General features: G+C 74.8%; 7 protein-coding genes. 4 read left to right on the forward strand and 3 right to left on the reverse strand.

Annotated elements, in window-relative coordinates; translation table 11 throughout:
• The first annotated feature begins 87 nt into the window (after positions 1–87).
• Positions 88–4,017, forward strand: a complete 3,930-nt coding sequence (locus ACFYU9_RS23835) for a BTAD domain-containing putative transcriptional regulator (RefSeq protein WP_389345896.1) — start codon at positions 88–90, stop codon at positions 4,015–4,017.
• Here ACFYU9_RS23835 and ACFYU9_RS23840 read toward each other — a convergent pair.
• Both ACFYU9_RS23840 and ACFYU9_RS23845 read right to left on the reverse strand, forming a co-directional pair.
• Positions 4,004–6,034 carry a sigma-70 family RNA polymerase sigma factor gene (locus ACFYU9_RS23840; protein ID WP_389345897.1) on the reverse strand — a complete coding sequence of 677 codons (2,031 nt, stop codon included), beginning with the start codon at positions 6,032–6,034 and terminating at the stop codon, positions 4,004–4,006. The two genes, ACFYU9_RS23835 and ACFYU9_RS23840, sit on opposite strands and share 14 nt — an antisense overlap.
• A gap of 196 nt (positions 6,035–6,230) precedes the next feature.
• Positions 6,231–7,019 (reverse strand): TetR/AcrR family transcriptional regulator, encoded by a 789-nt coding sequence (locus tag ACFYU9_RS23845; RefSeq protein WP_389345898.1) that lies wholly within the window; start codon positions 7,017–7,019, stop codon positions 6,231–6,233.
• Positions 7,020–7,372: 353 nt separating this feature from the next.
• Between ACFYU9_RS23845 and ACFYU9_RS23850 the strand changes: the two genes are divergently transcribed.
• Complete coding sequence (locus ACFYU9_RS23850; protein WP_389345899.1) at positions 7,373–8,758, forward strand: NAD(P)/FAD-dependent oxidoreductase; 1,386 nt, start codon at positions 7,373–7,375, stop codon at positions 8,756–8,758.
• A 106-nt stretch (positions 8,759–8,864) separates the two neighbouring features.
• Positions 8,865–10,523: a SpoIIE family protein phosphatase gene (locus ACFYU9_RS23855; protein WP_389345900.1), complete on the forward strand. Its 1,659-nt coding sequence runs from the start codon at positions 8,865–8,867 to the stop codon at positions 10,521–10,523.
• Here ACFYU9_RS23855 and ACFYU9_RS23860 read toward each other — a convergent pair.
• Positions 10,520–11,797, reverse strand: a complete 1,278-nt coding sequence (locus ACFYU9_RS23860; RefSeq protein WP_389345916.1) for an MFS transporter — start codon at positions 11,795–11,797, stop codon at positions 10,520–10,522. The two genes, ACFYU9_RS23855 and ACFYU9_RS23860, sit on opposite strands and share 4 nt — an antisense overlap.
• A 142-nt stretch (positions 11,798–11,939) precedes the next feature.
• Between ACFYU9_RS23860 and ACFYU9_RS23865 the strand changes: the two genes are divergently transcribed.
• On the forward strand, positions 11,940–12,506 hold the full coding sequence (locus tag ACFYU9_RS23865) for a MarR family winged helix-turn-helix transcriptional regulator (protein ID WP_389210405.1): 567 nt from the start codon (positions 11,940–11,942) through the stop codon (positions 12,504–12,506).
• Positions 12,507–12,888 lie beyond the last annotated feature (382 nt).

Raw genomic sequence — 12,888 nt, forward strand, 5'->3', positions numbered from 1 at the left:
GGCTCCGCGCCCCTCCCGCGCCCCTCCCGCGCCCCTCTCCGGGGAAACCCCGAGGCGCGGGGCATCCCGGCCCGCGACAATGATCCGGTGCGCTATCTCATCCTCGGCACGACCGAAGCCTTCGACGCCACCGGCGCCCCCCTGCCCCTGGGCGGGGCCCGGCTGCGGTCGCTGCTCGCCGCGCTCGCGGTGCGCGGCGGGCGGACGGTGTCGGTCGGCGAGCTGGTCGACGACGTGTACGGGGACGAGCCGCCGCTGGAGGCGCAGGCGGCGCTTCAGGCGCTGATCGGGCGGCTGCGCCGGGTGCTCGGGAAGGACGCGGTCGCGTCGGGCCCGGGTGGGTACCGGCTGGTGGCCGGGCCCGAGGACATCGATCTGTACGTGTTCGAGGCGCGCGTCCGCGAGGCGGGCGCCCGGCTCGCGGACGGCGACCCGGACGCGGCGGCCGGGCTCCTGCGCGGCGCGCTCGCGCTGTTCCGGGGCCCCGCGCTCGCCGATCTGCCCGAGCAGGCGGGCGTGCGTCCCGAGGCGCAGCGGCTCGCCGCGCTCCGGCAGCGCATCGAGGCCGACCTGCGGCGCGGCGCCACCGCCGGGCTCGTGCCGGAGCTGAGCGAGCTCACCGGCGCGTATCCGTTCGACGAGACCTTCCACGCCCAGCTCATCCGCGCCCTGCGCGCCGAGGGCCGCCAGGCCGACGCCCTCGCCGCGTACGAGCACGCCCGCCGCACCCTCGCCGACGCGCTCGGCGCCGACCCGGGCCCCGAGCTCACCACCCTGCACGCCGACCTCCTGTCCGGCCACACCCCACCGCGCCCGCCGTCCCCCGCCCCGACGCACAGGCCGGGCCCCGTCTCCCCTTCCGGCCAGGCGGGTTGGGCCGACCACGGCGCTCCCGCACCCCGTCCCGACGGGGCCGCACCTTCCGGCTGGTCCGCTCTCGCCGCCCCGGCCCGCCCCACCCGCCCGGCCAGCCCGGTCACGGCCGGCCCCGAAGCCGGGCCCGACCAGGCCGCCACCGGCGGGGCCGTCCCCGGCGAAGGGGCCGCCCCTTCCGGTTCGGCCGCCTGGCCCGCCCGCGACGGCGCTCCCGCGGGCTGGTCCACGTCGCCCGGACCGGCCGGCCCGGCCGGCCCGGCGGACGGTGGCGCTCCTTCCGACGGGCCGGCTCCTGCCGGTTCGGCTGCCTGGCCCGCCCGGGACGGCGCTCCCGCGGGCTGGTCCACGTCGCCCGGACCGGCCGGCCCGGGCGGCCCGGCGGACGGTGGCGCTCCTTCCGACGGGCCGGCTCCTGCCGGTTCGGTCGCCTGGCCCGCCCGGGACGGCGCTCCCGCGGGCTGGTCCCCTTCACCGGGCCCGGCCGCTCCGGCCTGGCCGGCGGACCCCGGCGCTCCTTCCGACGGGCCGGCTGACGCCGACCCGGGCGCCCCCGCCGGTCCGGCCGGCCGGACCGCCCCGGCCGTCGCCCCCGAGCCCGGGAACATCCGCCCCAGGCTCACCTCCTTCGTCGGCCGTGAGCCCGACCTCGCCGCGCTGCGGGCGGATCTGGGGCGCTCGCGGCTGGTCACGCTCACCGGGCCCGGTGGTTCGGGGAAGACGCGGCTCGCGGAGGAGGCCGCCCGGCAGGCCGCCGGCGGCGGCGCGTGGATCGCCGAACTCGCGCCGCTGGACGATCCCGGGGCCGTGCCCGGCGCCGTGCTCTCCGCGCTCCGCTTGCGCGAGACGAACATGATGACCCGCGACGGCGTGCCCGTTCAGGACGACCCGACCGAGCACCTCGTCGAGGACCTGGCCCGGCGCCCCCTGCTGCTCGTGCTCGACAACTGCGAGCACGTCATCGGGGCGGCCGCCGCGCTCGCCGAGACGCTCCTCACCCGCTGTCCCGGCCTGCGGATCCTCGCCACCAGCCGGGAACCCCTCGGCGTGCCCGGCGAAGCCGTCCGCCCCGTCGAACCGCTCCCGCCGACCCCCGCCCACCTGCTCTTCGCCGAGCGCGCCCGCGCGGTCCGCCCCGACTTCCGGGCCGAGGCCACCGGCGAGGACGCGCGCGCCGTCGAGGAGATCTGCCGCCGTCTCGACGGGCTGCCGCTCGCCATCGAGCTCGCCGCCGCCCGGCTCCGGCTGCTCACCCCGCGCCAGATCGCCGACCGCCTCGACGACCGCTTCCTCCTCCTCACCTCAGGCTCCCGCACCGTGCTGCCCCGCCAGCAGACGCTCCGCGCGGTCGTCGACTGGTCCTGGGAGCTGCTCGAACCGGCGGAGCGCGAGCTGCTGCGCCAGGCGTCGGTGTTCGCCGGCGGCTGGGACCTGGCCGCCGCCGAGGCCCTCAGCGTGGCCGCCGGCGGCACCGCCCACCGCACCGCGGACGTCCTCGGCGCCCTCGTCGACAAGTCCCTCGTCGTCGCCACCCCCACCGACGACGGCGAGATGCGCTACCGCTTCCTGGAGACCATCCACGAGTACGCCGTCGAGCGCGCCGCCGAGACCCCGGAGCTGCGCGCCGCCGCCGAGGCCGCCCACACCGCGCACTTCACCGCCTTCGCCGAGCGAGCCGAGCCCCTCCTGCGCTCCGGCGACCAGCTCCCCTGGATCGCCCGCGTCGAGCGCGACCTCGACAACATCCGCGCCGCAGCCCACCGCGCCACGGTCGCCGACCCGGACGAGGCCGTCGCCCAGCGGATCGTCTTCGCCATGGGCTGGTTCTGGTGGCTGCGCAACTACCGCCCCGAGGGCATGTCCTGGGTCGAGCGCGTGCTGCGGCTCGGCGACGACCCCGAGGACCGGGCCGACCCCCGCTTCTGGCCCCGCATGCACCTGCGCATGCTCCACTTCTTCCTCACCGTGGAGAACCAGAACCTCTCCTCGTTCCGCGACGACCCGGAGACCGCCGCCCTGATCGAGCGCGTGCGCACCGTCTTCTCCACCGAGGCCGGTCCCGAGGCCGCCCGCTTCCCCGGGCTGCTGTGGCCGTTCACCGCGTTCCTCTCCGAGGAGCCCGTCGACATCCGCGCCCTGCTGGAGACGGCCGTGGCCAACTGCCGCCGGTACGGCGGCGAGTGGGAGATCGGCGTGATGCTGATGTTCCGCACCCACATGGTCGTCGACATGCCCGGCCGCATGCCCGGCGTCGACGACGACCTCGCCGAGCTGCGCGTGCTCTCCCACCGGGTCGGCGACCGCTGGATACGGGCCCAGGTCGCCAGCGCCGCCGGCGAGGCCAACCTGATGCGCGGCCGGCACGCCGAGGCCCGCGAGGCGTATCTGGAAGCGCTGACCCACGCGCGCGAGGTCGGCGCGCACGCCGAGGCCCCGTTCCTGCTCGCCCGGCTCGCCGAGCTCGACTTCCGCGACGGCCGCCCGGAGGACGCCGCCAGGGGCCTGGACGAGGCGGAGTCCGAGGCCGCGCGCTACCGCGTCAACGACTCGGAGACGTACGTCAACTTCCTGCGGGCCGCGTTCGCCCTGGACGGCGGGGACACGGCCGCCGCCCGCCGTTACGTCGAGACGGCCGGCTCCCTGGTCGAGGTCGGCACCCCGCCGCCGCACTTCGTCGCCGTCGTGCTGGGCCTCGCCGCCCGCGTCGAGGCCCACGAGGGCGCCGGCGCGGCGGCCGTCGGCCGGGCCGTCGCCGCGCTGCGCACGGCCAGGGACGCCGAGTGCGCCGAGTTCATCACCGCGGGCCTCGCCGAGGGCCTGGCCACCACGCTCGCCCTCGCCGGTGAACTCGCCCCCGCCGTCAGCGCCCTGGCCGCCGCCGACACCTGGCGCGGGGACGTCCCGCGCGTCCGGCCGGAGCTGCGCGAGGCCGAGGCCGTCATGACCCTGGCCCGTGCCGGACTGGACGCGGACACCTACGAGGCGGCGCGGACCCGCGGCCTCGGCTTCGCCGTCGACGACCTGCTCGCCCTCGCGGAGCCGTACGGAGCACCGGCCGGGCCGACAGCCGGGCCGACGGCCCGGCCGCTGGGCGAGCCGGTCGCGGCGCCCTGCGACCGGCGGGGCTCCGCTACGAGCAGCTGATCCGCGAGTCCGCCCAGTCCGCGACCACCGCGCGGCCGAACGGCGTGTGCTGCTCGACCACCAGCCGCAGCGTGTGCCGGCCGGAGAGGCCGACGTGCACCGGGATCGGCGCGTCACCGGGACGGACCACGGCCGAGCGCCACACCCGCTCCCCGTCCGCGTACACCGAGAAGCGCACCCCGGCGGGCTTGACCAGCGGAACGGTCATGTCGTCGACACCGACGAGCGCGTCATAGCCGGTGCACTGCCGGTTGAGGTTGATCAGCAGCGAGGACGGGGCGTTCACGGTCACCCCGTGCGCGTAGCGGGTGCCGTTCATCGACAGGCCGGAGCGCTGCCACATCCAGCTGCTCCCCGCCAGGTCGACCTCCGGCTTGGTGCCGTCTCCGGCGATCCCGTACTGCAACTCGCTGAGCTGGTACGCGGCCGGCGCGGGCACCGGCTTCGGCGTGGTCCTGGACGGGGTGGGCCGGGGCGTCGTCTTGGGCCGGGGCTTCGGCGACGGCGTCGGCCGGGGGCTGGGCTTCGCGCTCGGCGTCGGAGTCGGCTTCGGCTTCGGCACGGGCGCCGGCGGGGCGGCCTGGACGGGCGGGGGCGCGGGCCTGCTGCTGGGCTTCGGCGCCGGCTTCGGCGCGGGCGGCCGCGCCTCGACGGGCGCGACGACCGTCGGCGTCGCCGTGGGCTTGGCGACCGGTTCGGCGTCGGAGCCGGTGAGCGCCCACACCAGACCGGCGGTCGCGGCGACCGCGGCGACCGCCGCGATGCCCGCCTTCGCCGGGATGCCCAGGCCCTCGGCCGCGGCGGCCGACGAGGCCCCGGCGGTGCCGGTGGCACCCGTGCCGGTGGCCGCGGCGGCGGCGCCCGCCGCGCCCGCCCCGGCGACACCGCCCGCGACGACCCCGGCCGCCTTGAGCGAGTACCCGGCGGCGAACCAGCCGATGACGGCAACCGGAAGGAGCGCGGGGATCCCGGAGTTCACGTGCGCCAGTTCACCCGCCGCGAGCCGGCACTTGGCGCACTCGTCCAGGTGCTTGCGCAGTCCCCGCTCGGCGCGCATCCGCAGCCCGCCGCGCGCGAACGCGCCGAGCCGGTCGGCATAGCGGGCGCAGTCGCCGCCCGAGGTGAGCGACTGGCTGACGTGGGCCTGGAGGTACGCCTGCTTGAGGCCCTCGCGGGCCCGGCTGGCGAGCACGGCGGTGGCGTTGGCGGTGAGGCCGAAGAGCGGGGCGACCTCGCTCGGCGACTCCTCCTCGACCGTGGTGTGCCACAGGACGGCCTGCCAGCGCTCCGGCAGCGACCGGAACGCCTGCATGGCGAGGGACTGTTCGGCCTCGTGCATGGCGAGCACGTCGGCGCCCAGGTCGGCGCCCGCGAAGGCCGAGGTCCCGTCGGAGACCTCGGACGACCGGGCGGCGTCCTCGGCGAACACCGCGAAGTCCTCGACCAGCTGCTCGCGCTTCTGGGTGCGGGTCCAGGTGGCGGCGACACGGCGGACCGAGGTCAGCAGATAGGCGCGCACGGCCTGTTCGGGCCCGGCCCCGCGCCGTACCGCCTGCAGGGTGCTGGCGAAGACCTCCGCCGTCAGGTCGTCGGCGGTGTCGGCGTCACGGCAGCAGGAACGGGCGTAGCGGCGGACGGCCTCGGAGTGCCGGCGGAACAGCTCCTCGTACGCGCTGTCCTCGCCCTCCCGCATCAGCTGCACGAGCTCGGCGTCGGACGGCGGCAGGTCGACCGGCGGCGGCAGTACGGAGCCGGATTCGGCGTCGTCGCCCGCGAGATGCGCCGAAGAGCCGCCCTCACGCTGCTGCGGCACGCTCGGCTCGACGGCTCCGGCGGCCGAAGCGGCCCCGGCGCCCGAAGCGGCCCCGGCGCCCGAAGCGGCTCCGGCGGCAGTCGTGGCACCCGGCCCGGACGCGCCCGTAGGCCCGCCCTGGCTCGGCACCTGCCCGGCCGGCAGCCCGTCGGGCTCCGTGGTGCCGGCGGCGGCCGACGTCTCGTCCCGACTGTCACCGCTCATCGCGGAAGCCCCCGTATGCACGCTCGGACCCGAACACGGCCAAGCCTGCCACAGAGCGCGGGCACGCCGAACCCCCGCGTCCACTTACCACTCGTCCGGGGCGACTTCGCGCCTACGGGCGTGACCGCTCATCCGTTCGTGTCATGCTCGACGGCCCGCCCGGGCCATCGAGAACCCTGCTCCCGGGGGCGGCCCGCTACCGCGAGCGCAGACCCTCCAGGAGGATGTCGAGCAGCCGGGCCGAAGCCGCCGCCTGCTGGGCGGCGTCCGGCAGCGCCGGCGCGGCGGTGGCTATCACGAGCAGGACGTCGGACACCGTCACGTCCGTCCGCAGCTCGCCCGCCTCCCGCGCCCGGTCCACCAGCCGGCCGACGACCTCCAGGAGCTCCGAGGCCCCCGCGTCGTCCTGCTCGGCCACCGGCACCGCGCGCGGCGCGACGATCCGCTGGTCAGCGTTCTCACCGAAGCCGGCCACGACGGCCGGCACACCGGCGCCCACGGCGACGACGGCCTCGCGCTGCTGGGGCACCCGCGCCTCGTCCTCCGCCGGCGCACCCGGCACCACGGCACCGGTCGGCAGCAGCACCTCGTCCACGCCGACCCGCAGCACCTGCGGCGGCAGCAGCCGCCCGGCGCCCGAGGCAACCGAGGTGCGCAGGAACCGGGACAGCGCCGACCACGGCTCGTCCTCCTGGCCGAGCGCCGTCCGCGCCTGCTCGGTGAGCCGCGCGGTCTCCTCCTCGGCTATCCGCCGGACCAGCACGTCCTTGCTGGGGAAGCGGCGGTAGACGGTGCCGACGCCGACCCGGGCGCGGCGCGCCACGTCCTCCATCGGAGCCCCGTAGCCGAGCTCGCCGAACACCTCGCGCGCGGCGCGCAGCACGTGCTCCAGATTGCGCTGCGCGTCCACGCGCAGCGGCGCGGACCGGCCGTTCGGCGCCGACTGCGCCGTACGGACCTGCCCGTACGAATCCTGAATCTGCATAAGCGTTCCCCCGCTCATGATGTCTCCCCCCGGAGACTCCCCGCCCTGACACGAGGGTCCGACCGTGCCGCGCGTGCGGTCCGCGCGCGGCGATCCGACACCCCGACGAGGTACGAACATAGTTGAGTCGGGGTCAATTCAGAAGGGGCAGTTCCGTACGGTGCGCCCCCCGATCGGAGCAAGGACCGGAACCCTCCCGATTCCGCTTCCTGGTCCCACCGGGCATTTCCATCCTGACCTGCGAATTCTCCGGCCCGACCGGTGGCTCCGCCACCCCGCGCCTCCATACCCCTCCGGTCACACAATTTGCCGGGCCTGTGGACAAACCCCGGACGGCGGTGCGTCATGGGACGGTGACGGAACCTGTGCGCATTCTCGTTGTCGGCGGTGGCTACGTCGGGATGTACACCGCGCTGCGCCTCCAGCGGCAGCTCAAGGCCGAGCTCCGCGACCGCACGGCCGAGATCACGGTGGTCACACCCGAGCCGTACATGACGTACCAGCCGTTCCTGCCGGAGGCCGCGGCCGGCAACATCTCCCCGCGCCACGTCGTCGTCCCGCTCCGCCGGGTCCTCGACCGCTGCCGCATCGTCATCGGAGAGGTCCACGCCGTCGACCACGCCAAGCGCACCGCGACCCTCTCCACCCTCGCCACCGAGGAGGAGGGCGCCGGACACGTCCACATGCGCTACGACGAGCTGGTCCTCGCCCCCGGCTCGGTCTCCCGCACCCTCCCGGTCCCCGGCCTCGCCGACCACGGCATCGGCTTCAAGACCGTCGAGGAGGCCATCGGCCTGCGCAACCACGTCATCGAGCAGATGGACATCGCCTCCTCCACCCGCGACCCCGCCATCCGCGACGCCGCCCTCACCTTCGTCTTCGTCGGCGGCGGCTACGCAGGCGTCGAGGCCCTCGCCGAACTCGAGGACATGGCCCGCTACGCCGCCCGCTACTACCACAACATCAAGCCCGAGGACCTGCGCTGGGTGCTCGTCGAGGCGACCGACCGGATCCTGCCCGAGGTCGGCGAGGAGATGGGCCGCTACGCCATCCGCGAGCTGCGCGGCCGGAACATCGACGTCCGCCTCGGCACCCGCCTCGACTCCTGCGAGAACCGCGTCGCCGTCCTCAGCGACGGCACCCGGCTGCCCACCCGCACCGTCGTGTGGACCGCCGGCGTGAAACCCGCGCCGCTCGTCGCCGCGACCGACCTGCCGCGCACCGAACGCGGCCGGATCCGCTGCACCGCGCAGCTCTCCGTCGACGGAGTCGAACACGCCTGGGCCGCCGGCGACGCCGCCGCCGTACCCGACGTCACCGCCGACACTCCCGGCACCGAATGCGCCCCCAACGCCCAGCACGCCGTCCGCCAGACCAAGGTGCTCGCCGAGAACGTCGCCGCAGCCCTGCGCGGACAGCCGCTCAAGGAATACCGGCACGCCTACGTCGGCTCCGTCGCCTCCCTCGGCCTGCACAAGGGCGTCGCCCACGTCTACGGGCGCAAGCTCAAGGGCTACCCGGCCTGGTTCATGCACCGCGCCTACCACCTCAGCCGGGTCCCCACGTTCAACCGCAAGGCCCGCGTCCTCGCCGAATGGACCCTTTCCGGCCTGTTCAAACGTGAGATCGTCTCCCTCGGCTCCCTGGAGCACCCGCGCGCCGAATTCGAACAGGCCGCCGCGCCCCCACCCCCGCCGAAGCCCGCCGGGCCATCCGACGGCGGCGAGTCCTCCGCCTGACATCACTGTCAGTGCACTCGTCCACACTGGACGTGTGACCATAGGTGGGCTCACACCTGCACAGAGTGACTCTGCACGGCAACGACACCACGAGGCATACAGATCCGTGAACTTCACCCGTTGGAGCGCCCGGCTCCCCGGAACGCAGCGTCGCGCGGCGGGCCGCGGGACCGAAGGCTCCGTGCCCGCGGCCCGCGGTGAGTACGGGCCCCGGCCGGAGCCCCTGCCCGGCACTCCCGCCGCCGGCGACCCCGGCGACTCCTTCGACGGCCCCGCCCTGGAGGACTTCACCGTGCGGGAGATCGTCGGCCGCCTCCCCGGGCTGGTCGCGCTCGTGTACGGCAGGGAGCACCGCATCGCGTACGTCAACGAGGCGTACGTCGCCGCCTTCGGCCCCCGGCCCGCCGGCGCCACCGTCGCCGACACCTGCCCCGAAGCCGAGGACCTCGGCCTGCTGCCCCTCCTCGACCAGGTCCTGCGCAGCGGCAAGCCCCGCACCGTGAAGTCCCGCCGCACCAAGGACGGCGGCTCCTACACCGTCACCTGCCTGCCCGTGGACAGCCCGCACCTCGCCGACGGCGGCGTCCTCGTCCACGCCGCCGACGTCACCGACCACGCCGAGGCCGCCGAGCGGCTGCGCGCCAGCGAGCGCCGCCACCGCGAGACCGCCGTCACCCTCCAGCGCTCCCTGCTCCCCCAGGAGCTGGAGCAGCCCGACGACCTCCGCATCGCCGCCACCTACCAGCCCGGCGGCACCGACGCCGCCGTAGGCGGCGACTGGTACGACGTCATCACCCTCGGCGCCGGCCGCACCGCCCTCGTCATCGGCGACGTCATGGGCCGCGGCGTCCGCGCCGCCGCCGTCATGGGCCAGCTGCGCACCGCCGTCCGCGCCTACGCCCGCCTCGACCTGCCGCCGCACGAGGTGCTCCAGCTCCTCGACGGCCTCGCCGCCGAGATCGACGCCAGCCAGATCGCCACCTGCGTCTACGCGGTCCACGACCCCAACGAGGGCAAGCTCGTCTACTCCTCCGCCGGCCACCTGCCGATCCTCGTCCGCGACGAGGACGGCACCGTGCGCCGCGCCGAGGACCCCACCGGACCCCCGCTCGGCACCGGCGGCTGGCTCCACAGCTCCGGCTCCATCGCCCTGCCGCCCGGCTCCACCGCCGTCCTCTACACCGACGGCCTGGTCGAACGCCGCCGCGAGGACATCGACGAAGGCGTCTCCGCCCTGGAGCGCGCCCTGTCCGGCGCCACCGGCACCCCCCAGGTCGTCTGCGACCGGCTGCTGCGCTCCCTCGGCGTCACCGCCGAGCACGACGACGACGTCGCCGTCCTCGTCGTCCAGCACCCGGCCCGCGACGGCGCCGACGCCGAGCTGTTCCACAACGCGGCCCTGGAACTCATCGGCGGCGTCGAGGCCGCCCCGCGCGCGCGTGCCTTCGCCTCCGGCGTCCTCGCCAGCTGGCGCTTCCCGGTCGAGCTGCGCGACCTCGGCGTCCTCGCCACCAGCGAGCTGGTGGCGAACAGCCTCCAGCACGGCACGCCGCCCATGCGGCTGCGGCTGCGCCGCACCGACCGCCGCCTGATCATCGAGGTGACGGACGGCGACGACCATCTGCCGCGCCGCCGCCGGGCGGAAACGGAGGACGAGGCGGGTCGCGGAATCTCGATCATCGCGACGATCGCCTCGTCCTGGGGAAGCCGCCGCACGCCGGGCGGCGGCAAAGCGGTGTGGTGCGAGTTCGCCCTGCCCGACTAGGCGGCGGCGGGCTCCTTCACCGGCTCGTGGCGCGCCACGATCTTCGACGGCCTGGCGGCCAGCGAAGGCTGGTCCTGCACCGGCGTGAGCTGCCTGCCCAGCCGGACCGCCAGGAAGGTGATCCCGAGCGAGAACAGCACGAAGACCACGATGTACGGGCCGGGCAGCGCCGCTCCCATCGGCCCGCCGACCGCCGGGCCGACGGCCAGCGCGAGCTGCTTCACCAGGGCGAAGGCCGAGTTGTACGTGCCGACCATCGACTCCGGCGCCAGGTCCGCCACCAGCGGCGCGACCGTCGGCGACAGCATCGACTCACCGAGACCGAACAGCGCGTACGTGGAGATGAACGCCGCCGTCGCCATCGCCTGGCTGCCGTGACCGAGGCCCGCGTACCCGGCGAACAGCCACGCCACGGTCCAGATCAGACCGACGGCCGCGATCACCCGGGTGCGCCGGCGGCGCTCGACGAACTTCAGCACCAGGAACTGCGCGGCCACGATGACCGCCGTGTTGGCGGCCAGGGCGATACCGAGCGTCGACGGGGCGATCCCGGCGGCCTCCGTGCCGTAAGCGGCGAGACCCGACTCGAACTGCCCGTAGCAGGCGAAGAACAGCACGAAGCCGAGCACCATCAGCTGGACCATCGCCTTGTGCCCGAGCAGCGCCCGCACACCGCCGCCCTTGCGCTCGGCCGGCCGCGCGCCCTGGAGGGCGGGGGACTCCGGCGTCCGCACGGTCAGCACGATCGCGGCCAGGACCAGGAACATCGCCGACTCGATCGAGAACAGCAGCAGGAAGCTGTCGGGACGGCTCACGTCGACCAGCTGGCCGCCGATGAGGCCACCGACGCCGAGCCCCAGGTTCTGCAGGAAGAACTGCGTCGCGAAGGACCGGGTCCGGGTGGCCGGCGTCGAGCACCACACGATCATCGTGGCGAGCGCCGGCTGCATCACGGCCGTACCGGCACCGAGCAGCGCGGCAGCGCCGACGGCCGCGGGCACGGAGGACGCGAGGCCCATCCCGAGCGCGCCGGCCGCGGCGAGCAGCGAGGCGACGAGCAGCACGGGCACCGGACCGCGCCGGTCGATGGCCCGCCCACTGAAGGGCAGGACGACGAGCGCCGCCATGGCGAAGACGGCCAGGACGACACCCGCTGTGCTCGCACCCAGATCGCGCACCTGAGCGACGTACACATAGAGGTACGGCACGGTGAAGCCGAGTCCGAACGCGCTCAGCGCGCTGCCTGCCTGAATCCGGCGCATCGCGGCGCCCATCCCCTTGGTCACACTCACCCACTTCGGTCGCGGGTTCAGTGCTGTAGCCCTGAACCCTGAAGACTTCAATCCTAAAGTTCGATCCTTAACGATACACATAGAAGGACTTCAACGCCAACGAGCTCCGTGGGATACTCGCCGCATGTCCGACAACCCCGAGCCGTCCGGCACCCAGGGCCCCCAGGAGCCGAGCCTCGACGAGCAGATCGCCGCCTATCAGCGCGAGTTCCGCGACCTCGACCCCCAGGTCGAGAAGGTGGTCTCCGCCCTGGGCCGGCTGAACCGCCGGATGAACGTGGCGTACGGCCGCCAGGTCGCCGACCTCGGCATCAGCAACGCCGAGTGGGAGGTCCTCAAGACCCTCGTCCTCTCCGGCGCCCCCTACCGCCTGGGCCCCGGCGAGCTCGCCAAGCGCCTCGGCCTCACCCCGGCCGCCATGACCCACCGCATCGACCGCATGGCCGGCGAGGGCCTGGTCACCCGCGACCGCGACGAGAACAACCGCGTGCGCGTGATCGTCGAGCTGACGGACGAGGGCCGCCAGAAGTGGCTGGAGGCCATGCGCATGGCGACCGACTTCGAGGAGGAGCTCCTCCAGGACCTCTCCGCGGAGGAGCGCGGCGCGCTCGGCGAGATGCTGATCCGCCTGCTGCGCCGCGTGGAGCTCACCCAGCCGGACGCGGGCGGCCGGCTGACGGACCTGGACTAGCGGCTCCCGGGGCGTCCGGCCCCTGGCCAGGGCCCCTGAGGGGGCCTTGACACGCCCCTCGGGGATGCGTAGTGTTCTCCGAGTTGTCACGGAGCCGGAACGGTTCCTCGGCAGCCATCCCGCCGCAGATGCGGCACTCAACTCCGCACGATCTCCCTACCGGGACGAATTTCGGCATGCCGAAATTCATTTCGAATGGCTCGATTATGAGCCGCCAGGGAAATCCGCTAGAGTTTGAGACGTCGGAACGGCCCAACAGCCGGAAAGACAAACCCCGCTGACTGGGGATCAGACGCCGAAAGGATCTGATAGAGTCGGAACCGCCGGAAGGGCCCGGAACGACGAAAGTCGAAAAGGGACCGGAAAGCACCGAGGAAATCGG

The organism is Streptomyces sp. NPDC004327 (assembly GCF_042873935.1).
Classification (GTDB): Bacteria; Actinomycetota; Actinomycetes; order Streptomycetales; family Streptomycetaceae; genus Streptomyces.

Excerpts from the sequence above, each read along its gene's own strand:
- ACFYU9_RS23840 (WP_389345897.1), bottom strand. The coding sequence starts at position 6,034 with ATGAGCGGTGACAGTCGGGACGAGACGTCGGCCGCCGCCGGCACCACG.
- ACFYU9_RS23845 (WP_389345898.1), bottom strand. The coding sequence starts at position 7,019 with ATGCAGATTCAGGATTCGTACGGGCAGGTCCGTACGGCGCAGTCGGCG.
- ACFYU9_RS23860 (WP_389345916.1), bottom strand. The coding sequence starts at position 11,797 with ATGGGCGCCGCGATGCGCCGGATTCAGGCAGGCAGCGCGCTGAGCGCG.
- ACFYU9_RS23865 (WP_389210405.1), top strand. The coding sequence starts at position 11,940 with ATGTCCGACAACCCCGAGCCGTCCGGCACCCAGGGCCCCCAGGAGCCG.